This window comes from Serinicoccus chungangensis (genome assembly GCF_006337125.1).
Taxonomy (GTDB): Bacteria; Actinomycetota; Actinomycetes; order Actinomycetales; family Dermatophilaceae; genus Ornithinicoccus; species Ornithinicoccus chungangensis.
Window position 1 is genome coordinate 2,081,828 of sequence record NZ_CP040887.1, and the last position, 16,097, is coordinate 2,097,924.

Here is a 16,097-nt window from a genome sequence, read left to right on the forward strand (position 1 = left end):
GGCCGGGCCCCGCGGTGCGGGACCCGGCCTTCCGGTCGGTGCTGAGCCTCAGGGCTGGCGTCAGACGCCGACCTTGAAGCGCGCGAAGCCGGTCACCTCGGCGCCGGCCTCCTCGGCGACCTTGGCGATCGTCTTCTTGGTGTCCTTGGCGAACGGCTGGTCCAGCAGGACGTTCTCCTTGAAGAAGCCGTTGACCCGGCCCTCGATGATCTTGGGCAGCGCCTGCTCGGGCTTGCCCTCCTCGCGGGCGGTCTCCTCGGCGATACGGCGCTCGTTGGCCACCGTGTCGGCGTCGATCTCGTCGCGGGTCAGGACCGAGGGCGAGAACGCCGCGACGTGCATCGCGATGTCACGCGCGACCTGCTCGTCACCACCGGAGGTGGCGACGAGGACACCGATCTGCGGGGGCAGGTCGGGCATCGTCTTGTGCAGGTAGGACACGACCTGGTCACCCGCGACGCGGGCGACACGACGGACCTCGATCTTCTCGCCGATGGTGGCGTTGGCGTCGTCCAGGACGTCCTTGACCGTCTTGCCGTCCATGTCGGAGGCCAGGAGGGCGTCGACGTCCGCGGCCTCGACGGCCACGGCCTGGGCGAGGACGCGGTCGGCCAGCTCGCCGAACACCGGGCCCTTGGCCACGAAGTCGGTCTCGCAGTTGACCTCGACGAGGGTGCCGACGCCACCGTCGACCTGGGCCCGGACGAGCCCGTTGGTCGCGGAGCGGCCCTCCCGCTTGGTCACGCCCTTGAGGCCCTTGACCCGCAGGATGTCCGTGGCCTTGGCGGTGTCGCCGTCGGCCTCGTCGAGCGCCTTCTTGACGTCCATCATGCCGGCGCCGGTGGACTCGCGCAGCGCCTTGATGTCAGCGGCGGTGTAGTTCGCCATGAGTGCTTGCTTGCTCCTTCGTGAAGGGAGGGATCAGGACTGGGTGGGCTCGGCGGTCGCCTCGGCGGTGTCGCCCGCCTCGGCGGTCTCCGCCGCGGCCTCGGTCGCCTCGGCGGTCTCCGAAGCGGTGTCGGCGGCCTGCGTCTCCTCGGCCTGGGTCTGCGCCTCGGCGGTGACCTTGTCCTCCGACGTGGCCTGCTCGGCACCGACGGTGGGCTCGGACTCCTCGGCGCCGGCGAGCAGCTCGCGCTCCCACTCGGCCATCGGCTCGTTGGCGGCCGTCTCCTCGCCCGAGGTCGAGCTGCTGCCGCCGGAGCGCGAGATGAGACCGTCGGCGACGGCGTCGGCGACCACACGGGTCAGCAGGGTGACGGAGCGGATCGCGTCGTCGTTGCCCGGGATCTTGTAGTCGACCTCGTCCGGGTCGCAGTTGGTGTCGAGGATCGCGATGACCGGCAGGCCGAGCTTGCGGGCCTCGGTGACGGCCAGGTGCTCCTTCTTGGTGTCGACGACCCAGACGGCCGAGGGCACCTTCTGCATGTCCCGGATGCCGCCCAGCGTCTTGGCGAGCTTCTCGTACTCGCGACGCATCATGAGGAGCTCCTTCTTCGTGCGGCCGCTGCCGGCCACGTCGTCGAAGTCGATCTCCTCGAGCTCCTTCATGCGCGTGAGGCGCTTGGAGACGGTCTGGAAGTTGGTGAGCATGCCGCCCAGCCAGCGGTGGTTGACGTAGGGCATCCCGACCCGCGTGGCCTGCTCGGCGATGGACTCCTGAGCCTGCTTCTTGGTGCCGACGAACATGATCGACCCACCGTGCGCGACGGTCTGCTTGACGAAGTCGTACGCCTCGTTGAGGTACGTCAGCGACTGCTGCAGGTCGATGATGTAGATGCCGTTGCGCTCGGTCATGATGAAGCGCTTCATCTTGGGGTTCCAGCGACGGGTCTGGTGCCCGAAGTGGACGCCGCTCTCCAGGAGCTGGCGCATGGTGACGACGGCCATGCCGTGTCTCGCTTTCTTCTCGATGGCAGTTGTGTCCTGGCCCGGGGACGCTCCCCACCCACGACCGTGCTGGCACGGACGAGAGACCGCAAGGTGCGCCACCGGCGACGAGCCGCCTACCGAGGAGGTATGCGGTGTGCACCGGTCGCGCCCGGGCGCGAATTCGCGCGTCGGGCCGGCCCGAGGGCAGGACGAGACGCACGTAGGTCCCAGGGTACGCCAGCGGGCGTCCGGCGGACGAATCGCTACCGTGGCCCGATGAGCGATCCTCTCGTCCAGCGACTCCAGCCCTTCGGCACCAGCGTCTTCGCCGAGATGACCCAGCGTGCCCTGCAGTTCGACGCGGTCAACCTGGGGCAGGGTTTCCCGGACACCGACGGCCCGCAGGAGATGCTCGACCTCGCGGCGCGCGGCCTGCAGGAGGGGCTCAACCAGTACGCCCCGGCCCGCGGCCTGCCCGTCCTGCGCGAGGCGGTCGCCGACCACCAGGAGCGGTGGTACGGCATACCGCTCGACCCGCAGACGCAGGTCCTCGTCACCGTCGGCGCGACCGAGGCGATCGCCGCCTCCCTCATCGCCCTGGTCGAGCCCGGAGAGGAGGTGCTGGTCATCGAGCCGTCCTACGACTCCTACGGCGCGGCCGTCGCGATGGCCGGCGGGGTGCGCCGCAGCGTGCAGCTCGGCTTCCCCGACCTGCGGCTGGACCTCGAGCAGCTGCGCGCGGCGGTGACGGACCGGACCCGCGTCCTGGTGCTCAACACGCCGCACAACCCGACCGGCAAGGTCTTCACCGCCGCCGAGCTGGAGGGGGTCGCCGCGGTCGCGCGCGAGCACGACCTCGTGGTCGTCTCCGACGAGGTCTACGAGCACCTCGTCTTCGACGGGCAGCAGCACCTCCCCATCGCCGGGCTGCCGGGGATGTTCGAGCGCACGCTGACGATCTCCTCGGTGGGCAAGACCTTCTCCCTCACCGGGTGGAAGACCGGCTGGGTGAGCGGCCCGCGGGAGCTGGTGGACGCGGTCGCGGCGGTGAAGCAGTTCCTCACCTTCGTCGGCGTGACGCACCTGCAGCCGGCGGTCGCCCACGGTCTGGCGATGCCGGACGCGTTCTTCCACGGTTTCGCGCAGCAGCTGCAGGACAAGCGGGACCTGCTCGTATCAGCCCTCGGTGAGGTCGGGGTCCCGGTGAGCCCGTGCCAGGGCAGCTACTTCGTCATCGCCGACCTCGCGGGTCACGGCGTCGAGGACGCCGTCGACTTCTGCCGGCGCATGCCGGAGGAGCTGGGCCTCGTCGGCGTGCCCGTCTCGGTCTTCTGCGACGACCCCACGCCGGTGCGCAGCCTGGTGCGCTTCGCGTTCTGCAAGCAGGACGAGGTTCTGCTGAAGGCGGCGCGCCGCCTGCACCGGCTCGGCAGCGCCTGACAGGCTCGCTGGTATGCCGTCCGCGCCCCCGACGAGAGCGCCCGCGTCCTGGCGTCCCTCGCCGCGGGCCCGGGTGGGGTCCTGGCTCGGGGACTGGGCGGTCGTCGGCGGGTGGCTCGGGGTACTGACCCTGGCCGGCCTCGTGCTGCGACCGACGCTCGGGGTCTCTGCCACCGTCACCGTCACGCCGGGTTCCCTGCTGGCCTCCGACGTCGCCGTCACGCTGGCCACCGTGGTCCCCTACGTGTGCTACCTCGCGCTCACCGAGTCCTCTGCCCGTCAGGCCACGCTCGGCAAGCGGTGGGCAGGCCTGGTGGTGACGGCGCTCGACGGCACCGCGCCGAGCCGCTCCGCGGTCTGGCTCCGCAACGTCGTCAAGGCCCTCCCGTGGCAGCTGGCACATCTCGGCGCGAGCAGGGGGATCCTGGAGGTGCAGGAGGGCTGGGGCCTAGGTCTGGTGGTGCTCTCGCTCGTGCTGGCGGTGCTGTGCGCCGCACCGGCCCTCGTCGGGGGTCGCGGCATCCACGACCGCGCGGCGGGTACCCGGGTGGCGCGGGTCGCGAGCCGGGGAATGGCCCCGTGAGCGAGCCACGCCGGTCCGGCGGCGGCGGTGAGGGGCGGCCCGGCCGGGCCGTTCTCGGCGAGTCCCTGCTGGCAGAGTTCGCGCAGCACCTGGAGATCGAGAAGGGGCGCTCGTCGCACACCGTCCGCGCCTATCTCGCCGACCTGCGCGCCCTGGACACCTTCCTGGCCCGCCGGGAGGTGCCCGACCCCGCCGCCGTCAGGTTGGGGGACTTGCGCGCCTGGTTGGCCGGGCTGGGCGCCGCCGGCGCGGCCCGGTCCAGCGTCTCCCGTCGGGCGGCCAGCGCGAAGACCTTCTTCCGGTGGGCCCAGCGCACCGGACGACTGCCCGCGGATCCCTCGCTGCGGCTGCTCGCCCCGGGCAAGGACGCTCACCTGCCCGGGGTGCTCCGGGCCCCGCAGGCCGCAGCGCTCATGGACCTGGCGGCCGTCGCTGCCGACGACGAGGACCCGCTGCACCTGCGCAACCGCGCCATGCTGGAGCTGCTCTACGCCTCCGGGATGCGCGTGGGTGAGCTGACCGGTCTCGACATGGACGACCTGGACCTGGGGACCGGGACCGCCCGGGTGCTGGGCAAGGGCGACAAGGAGCGCGTGGTGCCCTTCGGTGCCCCGGCGGCGGAGGCGACCACGGCGTGGCTCGACGCGGGACGTCCTCGTCTGGTGACGGCCGAGTCGGGGCCCGCGCTCTTCCTCGGCCGCCGTGGGCGCCGGGTGGACCAGCGGCAGGTCAGGTCCAGCCTGCAGGGTCTCCTCGCCCACCTGCCGGACACCCCGCCCCTGGGGCCGCACGGGCTGCGGCACAGCGCGGCCACCCACCTGCTCGAGGGCGGTGCGGACCTGCGCACCGTCCAGGAGCTCCTGGGGCACGCCAGCCTGGCGACCACCCAGATCTACACGCACGTGTCGGTCGAGCGCCTCCGCTCCGCCTACCAGCAGGCACACCCGCGCGCCTGACCGGACTCCACCTCCTCCGTCCCTGCCGGGCCCACCCACGCGATCACCGGACCTCCTCTCGTGCGTCCTCACCGGCCCCACCGGGTCCGTCCACCGGTCCGGCACCCGCCCTCCCGGTGGCCCGACCCTCGTGCGGGAGCAGGGTCAGCTCCACGCCGAGCAGCAGCGGCGTCGGGTCGACGTAGCCGTCGCGACCCCGCACGGCCCCGAGGTGCAGGCAGTCGTGGACGGCGCAGTGGCCCCCGGACGTCAACCGCCCGAGGGGGTCCCCGCGAGCCACTCGTGTCCCCTGGGCCACCCGGGCCCCGACCGGCTGGTAGGTGCTGCGCAGACCGCTCGGATGGGTCACGCTCACCACGCCCACCCCGGCGACCTCCCCGCTGAAGCTCACGACACCCCCGTCCACCGCCAGCACCCTCTCGCCGGGCAGACCTGCGAGGTCGACGCCTCGGTGGCCACGCCCCCAACGGTGCTCGGGCGGGTCGAAGCCCTGCAGGATCTCGGGGACGCCGGCGAGGGGCCAGCCCCACAGCGCGGTGCTCTGCCGGTCCCCCGTAGCGGTGTCCAAGGTGGGCACGCGCAGACCCAGCAGGACCGAGACCAGCGCGCCCGAGGAGGAGACCACCGGCGCGGCCGCCACCACCGGGGTGGAGGACCCGGCGAGCACCGCCACGGCTGCCAGGGCCGCCCAGGCGGCCTGACTCGAGCGGCCGACGCGCCTGGCTCGACCGAGGCGGCGCGTGTCGCCGGCGCGGCGCGCGCGGCGGGGGGCGCCAGCGCCGTCCGCCGTCCCGGGTCCCCCGGCCAGGTTCATCGGGCCCCCACAGGTCGCCGTTGCCACCCGTCGAGGAGCTCCTCGGCCAGACCCGCACGCTCCAGCTCGCGCAGCGCCCCGAGCGTCTCCCGCAGCGTCAGGCCCGACCGCGCCATGACGTCGTCGACCGCGCTCGAGGAGCGCGGCCGAAGCCACTGCCACACCCGCCGCAGGTCCTCCGTGAGCCCGTCCGTGGCACGTCTCTCTCCCTGCTTGACCGGTGCGAGGTCGTCACCGATGCGCCCGACCAGCTCGGCCACCTCGGCGCCGTCCGTGACGAGCTCGGCGCCGATCCGGATCTCGGCGTGCGTGCCCTGCGACATGAGGCTCTCCACCGAACCCGGGACGGCCATCACCGGCCGGCCCAGCTCCCGGGCGTGCTTGAGCGTCGAGCGGGCGCCGGACCGCAGGCCAGCCTCGACGACCACCGTCCCCAGGGCCACGCCCGCGATGATGCGGTTGCGGGCGAGGAAGCGCATCCGGGCCGGGGCCCCGCCCGGTGGCGTCTCGCTGACCAGGGCACCGGTCCGACGGATGCGGTCGATGAGATCGGTGTTGGCGCGGGGATAGGGCACGTCGACCCCTCCGGCCAGCACCGCCACGGTGGACCCCTCCGCCGACAGCGTCGCGCGGTGGGCCGCCGCGTCGATGCCGAAGGCCGCACCGGACACGACCGTGAAGCCGCGGGCCACGAGGTCGACGCACAGCCCGGCGGTGACGTGGTCGCCGTAGGCGGTGCTCGCCCGGGCACCCACCACCGCGACGCTGCGCCCGGACAGCGCGGCGAGGTCGCCCGGCCCGCTCACCCAGAGGCACCAGGGCGGCTGCTCCAGCTGGTCGAGGCCGTCGGGCCACTCGGGGTCGCCGGGCACGAGGATGCGAGCCCCCAGCCGACCGGCGATCCGCTCGTCGTCGACGGTCCGGGCGCGCGCGACCCGCGCCGTGAGTCGCCCGAGGTCCACGCCGCCGGGGGCGCGACCGTCGCGCAGGGCGTAGCCGACGGTGTCCACGACCCCGTGCTCGGCCACCACCTGCTGGATGCGCTCGTCGTAGGGCTCGGCGAGCCGGGACAGCAGGATCCGCGCCCGACGCTCGTCGTCCGCCCTCATGCCACCTTCACCCCGCTCGGCGTGCGCAGGTCCAGCGCCAGGGTGACGTCGTCGAGGTCGGGGCGCGGGGCGCCGCGCAGGTCGGCCAGCGTCCAGGCGACCCGGAGCGCGCGGTCCAGACCCCGCAGCGTCAACGCACCCCGGTCCATCGCGCGCTCGAGCGGCCGCCGCTGCGCCGGGCCCAGACGCCAGGGCTGCTCGCGCAGCACCGCCCCGGGGACCTCGCTGTTGAGCAGCCAGGGCGACGCCCGCCACCGCTCCCGCTGGCGCTGCCGCGCCTGCAGCACCCGGGCTGCCACCACGGCGGACGGCTCGCCCGGCGGGAGCGCCAGGTCGCCACGGGTGACCGCACTCACGGCCAGCTTGAGATCGATCCGGTCCAGCAAGGGCCCGGAGAGCCGGCCCAGATAGCCGGTCCGGCGGAAGGGTGGGCACGAGCAGGCACCGCCGGCGCCGCCGCAGGGGCACGGGTTGGCCGCGAGCACGAGCTGGAAACGGGCAGGCAGACGCACGTGCCGGTCGGCCCGGGCGATGAGCACCTCGCCCGACTCCAGGGGCTGGCGCAGACCGTCGAGGACGTCGCGGCGGAACTCCGGCGCCTCGTCCATGAAGAGGACGCCGCGGTGGGCCCGCGACACGGCACCCGGATGGATGAGGCGGGAGCCGCCGCCGATGACCGCGGCCGTGGACGCCGTGTGGTGCGGCGCGACGAAGGGCGGGCGCGTCACCAGCCGGTCGTCCGCCGGCAGGGCGCCGAGGACGGAGTGGATGCCCGTCACCGCCAGCGCGTCGTCAGGCCCCAGCTCGGGCAGGATGCCCGGAAGCCGCTCGGCGAGCATCGTCTTGCCCGCCCCCGGCGGGCCCACCAGCAGCAGGTGGTGGCCCCCGGCCGCGGCGATCTCCAGGGCCTGGCGGGCCACGGCCTGCCCGACCACGTCACCGAGGTCGGGCACCCGGGCCGGGACGGAGGGTGCGGCCGGGGGCAGCTCGAGGTGCAGCTCCTCGCCACGGGACCGGGCGAGGTAGAAGGCACGGACGTCACCGAGCGTGCGCACCGGGTGCACCTGCACCCCGGCCACCAGGGCCGCCTCCCGCGCCGCGTCCGCGGCCACCAGCAGCTCGGCGACGCCGTCGGCGGCGGCGGCCAGCGTCATGGGCAGCACCCCGGGCACCGGACGCACGTCGCCGGCGAGGCCGACCTCCCCGACGTGGCCGATCCCCCGGACCGCCGCCGGGGGCACGTGGCCCTCCGCGGCCATCATCGCCACCGCGATGGCGAGGTCCAGGCCGCTGCCGGCCTTGGGGACGCCCGCCGGTGACAGGTTGATGGTCCACCGCCGCGGGGGGACCGGCATCCCGCAGTTGCGCAGGGCGGGCCGCACCCGGTCCGGCGCCTGCCGGCAGGCGCTGTCGGCCAGACCGGTCATCACCGTCGCCGGCAGCCCGTCGGCCCCCTGGGCCTCCACGGTGACCAGGCGCCCCTCGACCCCGCTCAGGGTGACGGCGTGCGTCCGCGCGAGGGCCATCAGGCCACTCCCCGCAGGTGGGTGAGCCGGGTCGGCGCGTCCGGCGGGCTCAGGAGGCCGAAGACGTCGATCCGGAAGGAGGCTCCCCGGCGCTCGTGGGCGTCCAGCCAGGCCCAGGCCAGCCGTCGCAGCCGATGCGCCTTGTCCCGGCCCACCGCCTCGACCGGCTCGCCGAACCGGGCCGAGCGACGCGTCTTGACCTCGCAGAAGACCAGCTGGTGGCCGTCGTGGGCCACGACGTCGAGCTCACCCTCCGGGCAGCGCCAGTTGCGCTCCAGCACCATCCAGCCCAGCGCCTGCACGTGCGCGCAGACGAGCTCCTCGCCCCGGTCGCCGATCTGCCGGGCCCTCGACCACGGCATACCCCCCTCGTCCATCTCCCCCTCCTCCTGGACCACCGTCGGCGGTGGCCCTCCTCAGCCAACGCAGCAGGCCCGGCCTGCGCAAGGGCCGGGCCGTCGGCTGTGGACGACCGGGTGGGCGTGCGGAGGATGTGGACGGCCGGTCAGCGACCGTCGGTGAGGCCCTTGACGTCGAGGTCGGACTTGGCGAGCTCCTCGACGTTGACGTCCTTGAAGGTGATGACCCGGGCCTTGCGCACGAAGCGGGCCGGTCGGTAGACGTCCCAGACCCAGGCGTCGGTGAGCGTCACCTCGAACCAGGTCTCCCCGTCCCCGGTCCGGACCTGCACGTCGACCTCGTTGGCGAGGTAGAACCGGCGCTCGGTCTCCACCACGTGGGTGAACAGCCCGACGACGTCGCGGTACTCGCGGTAGAGCGCCAGCTCGGCGTCGGTCTCGTACTTCTCCAGGTCCTCCGCGCTCATGGCGTCACTCCTTCCTCGCCCGCGACGACGGTCGCCGCCGCGGCGATGTTCCAGCTGCGCCGGTGCCAGTCGCTGGGCCCCAGCCGGCGCAGGGCGTCCTGGTGCTCGGGTGCGGCGTAGCCCTTGTTCTGGTCCCACAGGTAGGCGCTGTGCCGTGGCTCGGCCGCCGCCTGCACCATCAGCCCGTCCCGCTCCACCTTCGCCAGGACCGAGGCCGCGGCCACGGAGGAGCAGCGCAGGTCGGCCTTGACCATGGTGCGGACCGGGGGGCCGGGTGGTGGGCCGTCGACGAGCCCGAGCAGGCCGACGCGGGTCGGGTCGGTCAGCCAGTCGTGGTTGCCGTCGAGCAGGACGAGGTCCGGTCTCGTGGCGCCCAGCCCGGCCAGCGCCCGCTCCCCCGCCAGCCGCAGGGCCGCCATGATGCCCCGGTCGTCGATCTCCTGGGGCCAGGCGTGCCCCACGGCGTGCCCGAGGGCCCACCGCCGGATCCGCGGCACCAGGCGCTCGCGCGCCGCGGCGGTGAGCAGCTTGGAGTCCTTGACCCCCTGGGGCGCCGTCCGGCACGAGGCGTCGATCGCGACGACGCCCACGCTCACCGGTCCGGCGAGGGCACCCCGGCCGACCTCGTCCATGCCCACGAGCACGGCAAAGCCCTCGCGCTGCAGCGTGCGCTCCACGCGCAGGCTGGGCCGCTGGGCCGGACGCCGGGACGTCGCGGTGCTCACGGCGCGTCCGGGACGTCGGCGAAGGTGTCCGGGACGGTGAACCAGTCGAAGTGGTCGAACGGGTAGAGCAGGACGACGGCCTGGCCGACGACCGCGTCCAGCGGCACCGAACCCTCCTGGCCGGTGCCGTCGTCGTTGGCCCGCGAGTCGCGCGAGTTCGACCGGTGGTCGCCCATGAGCCAGATGTGGTCCTCGGGCACCGTGACGGAGAAGTCGGTGGTGCTGGGCTCGTCGCCGGGGTAGACGTAGTCCTCGTCGAGGGGCTCGCCGTTGACCATGAGCCGGCCCTCGTCGTCGCAGCACTCGACGGTGTCGCCGGGCAGCCCGATGACCCGCTTGATGAGGTGGTTGCCCTGCGACGACGGCGCGACCCCCACGAACTCCAGGGTGCGCAGCGCCGCGTTGACGACCGGCCCGCGGTCCACCCGCTGCACCGGCGGCAGCCAGCCGCCCGGGTCCTCGAAGACGACGACGTCACCTCGGTCGACCGACAGGGGGCCGGCCTGCACCTTGCTCACCATGACCCGGTCGCCGTAGACCAGCGTCGGCTCCATGCTGCCGGAGGGGATCCAGAACGCCTGCGCGACGAAGGTCTTGATGAGGAAGGAGATGACCAGGGCGGTCGCGGCGATCGTGACGACCTCCCGGACCCCCGCCCAGAAGCCACCGGTGGGGGCCCGCCGTTCGACCGGCCGCGGGGTGCCCTCGTCGGAGGAGCTGCCCCTCTCCCGGGTGGGTTCGCTCACCGGATGTCGTCCTGTCGTGTCGGGTCTGTGGCCATGCCGACCCTAACGCGGATGGCTGGGAACAGACCGATCCCCCGCCGGGCCGGGCCGGGCGGGGGATCGTCGTCGGAGGGTGTGGCTCAGCCCTGGTCGGCCGGCTGCGACTTGGCGGCCGGGACGCTGTCGCGGCGCTCGCGGATCTTGGCCGCCTTGCCGCGCAGGTCGCGCAGGTAGTAGAGCTTGGCGCGGCGCACGACACCGCGGCTCGCGACCTCGATCTTCTCCACGTTCGGCGAGTGCAGCGGGAAGGTGCGCTCGACACCGACACCGAAGGACACCTTGCGCACGGTGTAGGTCTCACCGAGGCCACCGCCGTGACGACGGATGACGACGCCCTTGAAGACCTGGACACGGGAGCGGTTGCCCTCGATGACCTTGACGTGGACGTTGACGGTGTCGCCGGCCCGGAAGTCGGGGATGTCGCTGCGAAGGCTCGCGGCGTCGAGATCGGCAAGCTTGTGCATGATGCTCTCCTGCTCGTGGGTGCCACAGGTCACCCGCGGCGTGTCGGTCCCGCGCCGGCGCACAGGCTGGCGGGGCACGGTCGTCGTGGTGTGGTCTCCGGTCGGCACCACCCGCACGCTTCCCCCTGTGGCAGGGGCACGGGCTGTTCGGCGCGGACGCCGGGACACAAAGGCCTAGTGTGCCAGAGGTCGCGGGAACCCTCCAAGTCCGTCGCCGCCCGGCGCCGGCGCCGCTCGGGGCCACGCCCGTCCGCCGCCTAGCATGGACGACGTGCCCCTCCTGACGCTCCTCAGCGACCCGAGCGCCCGTGACCTCTCCAGGACGACGCCCTCCGAGGTGGCCGGGACCGAGGTGGCCGGCGAGCCGCGCTGGCTGCGCCCGGGGTCCGCCGTGCAGGTCCCGGTCGGGCCTCGGATGCGCCTCGACGAGGACCTCTGGACCACCTGGCAGGCGCGCGGGGTCGACGTCGTCCTGCAGCCCGACGGGGCGCGCCGGCGGCGGGTGCTGCTCGCCGACATGGACTCGACGATGATCCAGCAGGAGTGCATCGACGAGCTGGCGGCGCACGCCGGGGTCGGCGAGCAGGTCGCCGGCATCACGGCCCGCGCCATGAACGGCGAGCTCGACTTCGCCGGTGCCCTGCACGAGCGGGTCGCCCTGCTGCGCGGGCTGCCGGTCGGCGTGGTCGACACGGTCCTCGCCGACCGCATCACCCCGACACCGGGAGGAGCCGAGCTGCTCGCCACCATGGCCGCGGCCGGCGGGTATGCCGCGCTCGTCTCCGGCGGGTTCACCCTCTTCACCCGGGTGGTGGCCGAGCGCCTCGGCTTCGACGAGCACCGCGCCAACACGCTCGAGGTCGCGGACGGCCGGCTGACCGGTCGCGTGGTGCTCCCGGTCGTCGGTCAGGAGGCGAAGCTGCGGGCGCTGGAGGAGATCTGCGCCCGGCTCGGGCTGGGTCCCGAGGACGTGGTGGCGGTCGGTGACGGCGCCAACGACCTGCCGATGCTGCGCGCTGCCGGTCTGGGGGTCGCGCTGCACGCCAAGCCCGCCGTCGCCCGCCAGGTGCCGGTCCGGGTCAACCACGGGGACCTCACGGCCGTGCTCTACCTGCAGGGCTACGCGGAGGACGAGTTCGTCCGCCCCTGACGGCGTCCTGGACCGACGTCCCCGGGGCCTCTCACCCGCAGACGCAGGTCAGGAAGCTCAGTGGTCGGCCTCGTAGCGGGCCAGGAGGTCGGGGCGGCGCTGCGCCGTGCGGAGCAGCCGCTGCTCCTGCCGCCAGGCGGCGATCCGGCCGTGGTGGCCGGAGAGCAGCACCTCGGGGACGTCGTGCCCGCGCCAGCTGGCGGGCTTGGTGTAGACGGGGTACTCCAGCAGCCCGCCCGTGTGCGACTCCTCCAGCAGGGACGCCTCGTTGCCGACCATGCCGGGCAGCAGCCGTGCCACCGCCTCGGTCATGGCCAGCACAGCCACCTCGCCCCCGTTGAGCACGTAGTCGCCCAGGCTCAGGATGCTGAGCGGGTAGCGCGCCGCGAACTCGTCGTAGACCCGCTCGTCGATCCCCTCGTAGCGTCCGCACACGAAGACGAGCCAGTCCTCCTCCAGGGCCAGGCGGGACGCGACCTCCTGGCTGAAGACCTCACCGCCGGGCCCCGGCACCACGAGGCGCGGCGTGCGGCCGGGCACGGACGAGCAGATCTCGTCCAGGGCCTCGCCCCACGGCTCGGGCCGCATCACCATCCCGGCCCCGCCGCCGTACGGGGTGTCGTCGACGGTGCGGTGCCGGTCGTGGGTCCACCTCCGCAGGTCGTGGACGTGCACGTCCAGCAACCCCTCGCGCCGGGCGCGCCCCAGCAGCGACAGGTCCAGGGGCGCGAGGTACTCGGGGAAGATCGTGACGACGTCCAGCCGCAGCGGCATACCGCTCACTCCCCCAGCTCGAGCAGACCGGGGGGCGGGTCCACGACCACGGTGCGCCGCTCCTCGTCGACCTCGGGCACCAGCTCCTCCACGAAGGGCACGAGCACGACGGCCCCGGACGGGGTCCGCACCTCCAGCAGGTCCTGGACCGGCCGCACGTGCAGCGCCGCGACCTCACCGACCGGCCGCCCGTCGACCTGGACGACGGTGAAGCCGAGCAGGTCGTCCTCGCGCCACCCCTCGTCGGCGTCCTCGTCCTCCCCCGCGTCGTCGTCCACGAGCAGCCGGGTGCCGCGCAGCGCCTCGGCGGCGGTGCGGTCGGGGTGCCCCTCGAACCCCAGGAGGTAGGTGCCCTGGTGCTGCCGCACGGTGGCCAGCGTGAGCGGGCCGCGCGGCGCGGGGTCGGTGTCGAAGCGGGCACCGGGGGTGAGCCGGGCCTCCGGGTCGTCGGTGTGCACCTGCACGGTGACCTCACCGCGCAGACCGTGCGGCTTGCCGACACGGGCGACGACGAAGGTCGGGCTCATGGTCTCCTCCGGTCCGGTGGACGGCGCGACCCGCCCGGGCGCTGGAGCGCCGGGCGGGTCGCGGGGGGTGCTGACGGGGAGCGGTCTCAGCGCGCCCGGTCGGTGTCGACGATGTCCACGCGGACCTTCTCGCCGCCGGCGAGGGCGCCGACCACGGTGCGCAGGGCGCTCGCGGTGCGTCCGCGACGACCGATCACGCGACCCAGGTCCTCCGGGTGGACCCGGACCTCCAGGATGTCGCCGTGCCGGGCGTTCTTGGTGCGGACGACCACGTCACCGTCGTGGTCGACGATGCCCTTGACCAGGTGCTCCAGCGCTTCCTCGAGCATGCTCAGGCCTCGTCGGTCTGCGCGCCGCTCTCAGCCGCCTCGTCACCGCTGCTGGCGGCGGCGGAGCCGTCGGTGTCGGCCGCCGGAGCCGTCTCGTCCGTGGCGGAGGCCCCGGCCTTGGTGGACTTCTTGCGACGCTGGGTCGTGGCGCCCGAGGTGTCCTCGCCGTCGGAGGCGGCCAGGGCAGCCTCGTAGAGGGCCTTCTTGTCCGCCTTGGGCTCGCGGACCCTCAGCGTGCCCTCGGCACCCGGCTCACCCTTGTACTTCTGCCAGTCGCCGGTGACCCTGAGCAGCGCTGCGACCTGCTCGGTCGGCTGCGCGCCGACACCGAGCCAGTACTGCGCACGCTCGGAGTCGATGTCGATGAGCGACGGCTCCTCGGTGGGGTGGTACTTGCCGATCTCCTCGATCGCCCGGCCGTCCCGCTTGGCGCGGGAGTCCATGACGACGACGCGGTAGTACGGTGCACGGATCTTGCCCATGCGCTTCAGACGAATCTTGACAGCCACGTGTGCGGTGTCTCCTCATAGTTGTCAGTGGTGTGCGACCCGGCGCCGCGAGGGGAAGAACACGCACGGCACCCGGACTGCGATGGACTCATCAGGGCACGGTGAGAGGGCCGACCGCCGATGGGTTCACCCTCATTGTGCCACATCCCCCGCCGGTCCCTGCTCCGCCACCTCCGGCGAGGCAGGGGCGTGCTGCGCCACGAAGCGCAGCACCTCGGTGTCGTCCACCCCGGGGAAGACCCCGGGCGGCATGACCGCGAGGAGGTGGGAGTGCGCCCGCGCGCTGGGCCACACCAGCCCCTCCCACTCCCGCGCGAGGTCGGGCGGCGGCCGGGTGCAGCAGCGCGGGTCCGGGCACCGGGACAGCCGGCGCTCCCGCGTGTCCCGTCCGCGCATCCACCGGACCTGCTCGAAGGGCACGCCGACGCTCACCGAGAAGACGCCGGCCGGGGTGGGCTCGGCGACGGCCGTGCACCAGTACGTCCCCCGGCCGGTGTCGGTGTACTGGTGGTAGACCTCGCCGAGCGGCCGGTCGAAGACGACCCGCGCGGTCCACGAACGACAGACCCGGGCCCCCTCGATGGCCCCCGAGGCGTCCATGGGGAAGCGCACCCCGTCGTTCTCGTAGGCCTTGTAGATCACCCCGTCCGCGCTGGTACGCATGAAGTGGACCTGCAGGTCGAGGTGCTCGGTGGCGAGGTTGCAGAACCGGTGGGCCGCGGTCTCGTAGGACACGGCGTAGGTGTCCCGCAGGTCCTCCACGGCGATGTCCCGGTCGGCCCGGGCCCGTCGCAGCAGCGGGACCGCGGTGCTCTCCGGGACCAGCGCGGCGGCGGCGAAGTAGTTGATCTCGACCCGCTGGGCGAGGAACTCGGCGTAGTCACGGGGCGGCTCGTGCTCGAGGACGACGTGCCCCAGCGCCTGCAGGGCGGCAGCGCGGGGGTCGTGCCCGCCCCCGGCGGGCAGGTAGATCCGGCGGTGGGCGAGGTCGCTCACGGTCCGGGTCGACGCGGGGACGTCGGGCACGGTGACGATCTCGAACCCCACGTGCCGGGCGACCCGCTCGACGACCTCCCGCGAGACCGGCCCGCCGGTATGCCCCGCCTGCTCCACGAGGCGTGCGGCGGCGGCCTCGATGTCCGCGAAGTAGTTGCCGGCCGCGCGCATCCGGGCCCGCAGCTCGGCGTTGGCCAGCCGGGCGAACTCCGGCGTGGCGGCCCGCTGCTGCTGCAGCCCCACGACGCTCTCGTAGAGCCCCACGAGCGCCTCCAGCGCGTCGTCGGGCAGGCCGGGCCCCACGCGCACGGCCGGGATGCCCAGCGTCTGGAAGCCCTCGGCCCGCTGCGCCCGCTCCCACCGCACCTCCAGCGCGGCACGCCGGCTCGGGGGCCCGCCCGAGAGCAGGGCGGTCAGGTCGGCCCCCAGGGCGCCGGCCACCCGCTCCAGCGTCGACGGGCGGGCCTCGCGGCGGCCGTTCTCGATGAGCGAGAGCGCCGAGGCCGACAGCCCGGCCCGCTCGGCCACCGCCGCCAGGGTCAGCCCGGCCGCCCGTCGGGCGTGCCGGACACGGCGCCCGACGGAGACCGGGTCGGCAGCTCCTGCTGCCCCCGGCTCGGTGCCGTCCAGGCGCTGCGAGGGACGGAACGGCAGGACGCGACCGGTGGAGGACGGCATACCACCACGATAGCGAAAAATTCGCTGTTCTTGA

Annotated in this window: 19 protein-coding genes; 4 read left to right on the top strand and 15 right to left on the bottom strand. The window is 73.9% G+C overall.

Annotated features, from left to right (window positions below; all coding sequences use genetic code 11):
• Window positions 1-60 precede the first annotated feature (60 nt).
• Both tsf and rpsB read right to left on the bottom strand, forming a co-directional pair.
• The gene (gene tsf, locus FHD63_RS09395; RefSeq protein ID WP_139721837.1) at window positions 61-888 is read right to left on the bottom strand and encodes a translation elongation factor Ts; all 828 of its coding nucleotides are present in this window, start codon (window positions 886-888) and stop codon (window positions 61-63) included.
• Between the two features lie 33 nt (window positions 889-921).
• On the bottom strand, window positions 922-1,890 hold the full coding sequence (gene rpsB / locus FHD63_RS09400; RefSeq protein ID WP_139721838.1) for a 30S ribosomal protein S2: 969 nt from the start codon (window positions 1,888-1,890) through the stop codon (window positions 922-924).
• Window positions 1,891-2,148: 258 nt separating this feature from the next.
• On the opposite strand from rpsB, the gene FHD63_RS09405 reads away from it, so the two are divergent.
• The 3 genes from FHD63_RS09405 (at window position 2,149) to FHD63_RS09415 (ending at window position 4,851) form a co-directional block, all read left to right on the top strand.
• Window positions 2,149-3,312 (top strand): pyridoxal phosphate-dependent aminotransferase, encoded by a 1,164-nt coding sequence (locus tag FHD63_RS09405; RefSeq protein ID WP_139721839.1) that lies wholly within the window; start codon window positions 2,149-2,151, stop codon window positions 3,310-3,312.
• Window positions 3,313-3,325: 13 nt separating this feature from the next.
• Window positions 3,326-3,895 (top strand): RDD family protein, encoded by a 570-nt coding sequence (locus tag FHD63_RS09410; RefSeq protein WP_139721840.1) that lies wholly within the window; start codon window positions 3,326-3,328, stop codon window positions 3,893-3,895.
• A 65-nt stretch (window positions 3,896-3,960) separates the two neighbouring features.
• Window positions 3,961-4,851 carry a tyrosine recombinase XerC gene (locus FHD63_RS09415; RefSeq protein ID WP_420853130.1) on the top strand — a complete coding sequence of 297 codons (891 nt, stop codon included), beginning with the start codon at window positions 3,961-3,963 and terminating at the stop codon, window positions 4,849-4,851.
• Between the two features lie 43 nt (window positions 4,852-4,894).
• Here FHD63_RS09415 and FHD63_RS09420 read toward each other — a convergent pair whose 3' ends face one another.
• The 8 genes from FHD63_RS09420 to rplS form a co-directional block, all read right to left on the bottom strand.
• Complete coding sequence (locus FHD63_RS09420; protein WP_238705609.1) at window positions 4,895-5,524, bottom strand: M23 family metallopeptidase; 630 nt, start codon at window positions 5,522-5,524, stop codon at window positions 4,895-4,897.
• A gap of 137 nt (window positions 5,525-5,661) precedes the next feature.
• On the bottom strand, window positions 5,662-6,774 hold the full coding sequence (gene dprA / locus FHD63_RS09425; RefSeq protein ID WP_139721843.1) for a DNA-processing protein DprA: 1,113 nt from the start codon (window positions 6,772-6,774) through the stop codon (window positions 5,662-5,664).
• A complete protein-coding gene (locus FHD63_RS09430) occupies window positions 6,771-8,300 on the bottom strand; it encodes a YifB family Mg chelatase-like AAA ATPase (protein ID WP_139721844.1) in 1,530 nt (509 codons plus the stop codon). Before FHD63_RS09430 ends, dprA begins: the two co-directional genes overlap by 4 nt.
• Complete coding sequence (locus tag FHD63_RS09435) at window positions 8,300-8,698, bottom strand: YraN family protein (protein ID WP_139721845.1); 399 nt, start codon at window positions 8,696-8,698, stop codon at window positions 8,300-8,302. Before FHD63_RS09435 ends, FHD63_RS09430 begins: the two co-directional genes overlap by 1 nt.
• 107 nt (window positions 8,699-8,805) lie before the next feature.
• Entirely contained in the window at window positions 8,806-9,126 is a 321-nt protein-coding gene (locus FHD63_RS09440) for a DUF2469 domain-containing protein (RefSeq protein ID WP_058892477.1), read from the bottom strand.
• Window positions 9,123-9,803, bottom strand: coding sequence for a ribonuclease HII (locus tag FHD63_RS09445; RefSeq protein WP_139723084.1), 681 nt, complete (start codon window positions 9,801-9,803; stop codon window positions 9,123-9,125). Before FHD63_RS09445 ends, FHD63_RS09440 begins: the two co-directional genes overlap by 4 nt.
• A 44-nt stretch (window positions 9,804-9,847) precedes the next feature.
• Window positions 9,848-10,597: a signal peptidase I gene (gene lepB / locus FHD63_RS09450; RefSeq protein WP_139721846.1), complete on the bottom strand. Its 750-nt coding sequence runs from the start codon at window positions 10,595-10,597 to the stop codon at window positions 9,848-9,850.
• Window positions 10,598-10,716: 119 nt separating this feature from the next.
• A complete protein-coding gene (gene rplS / locus FHD63_RS09455; RefSeq protein ID WP_139721847.1) occupies window positions 10,717-11,100 on the bottom strand; it encodes a 50S ribosomal protein L19 in 384 nt (127 codons plus the stop codon).
• Between the two features lie 262 nt (window positions 11,101-11,362).
• Between rplS and serB the strand changes: the two genes are divergently transcribed.
• Window positions 11,363-12,250: a phosphoserine phosphatase SerB gene (gene serB, locus FHD63_RS09460; RefSeq protein ID WP_139721848.1), complete on the top strand. Its 888-nt coding sequence runs from the start codon at window positions 11,363-11,365 to the stop codon at window positions 12,248-12,250.
• A gap of 57 nt (window positions 12,251-12,307) precedes the next feature.
• On the opposite strand, the gene trmD is transcribed toward serB, so the two are convergent.
• From trmD to FHD63_RS09485, 5 genes are all read right to left on the bottom strand, one after another.
• Window positions 12,308-13,024 carry a tRNA (guanosine(37)-N1)-methyltransferase TrmD gene (gene trmD / locus FHD63_RS09465; RefSeq protein ID WP_139721849.1) on the bottom strand — a complete coding sequence of 239 codons (717 nt, stop codon included), beginning with the start codon at window positions 13,022-13,024 and terminating at the stop codon, window positions 12,308-12,310.
• A gap of 5 nt (window positions 13,025-13,029) precedes the next feature.
• Window positions 13,030-13,551 carry a ribosome maturation factor RimM gene (gene rimM, locus FHD63_RS09470; protein ID WP_139721850.1) on the bottom strand — a complete coding sequence of 174 codons (522 nt, stop codon included), beginning with the start codon at window positions 13,549-13,551 and terminating at the stop codon, window positions 13,030-13,032.
• 86 nt (window positions 13,552-13,637) lie between these two features.
• Entirely contained in the window at window positions 13,638-13,880 is a 243-nt protein-coding gene (locus FHD63_RS09475) for an RNA-binding protein (protein ID WP_130014759.1), read from the bottom strand.
• A gap of 2 nt (window positions 13,881-13,882) precedes the next feature.
• On the bottom strand, window positions 13,883-14,389 hold the full coding sequence (rpsP, locus tag FHD63_RS09480) for a 30S ribosomal protein S16 (RefSeq protein ID WP_139721851.1): 507 nt from the start codon (window positions 14,387-14,389) through the stop codon (window positions 13,883-13,885).
• Window positions 14,390-14,521: 132 nt separating this feature from the next.
• Window positions 14,522-16,063, bottom strand: a complete 1,542-nt coding sequence (locus tag FHD63_RS09485) for a helix-turn-helix domain-containing protein (protein WP_139721852.1) — start codon at window positions 16,061-16,063, stop codon at window positions 14,522-14,524.
• Window positions 16,064-16,097 lie beyond the last annotated feature (34 nt).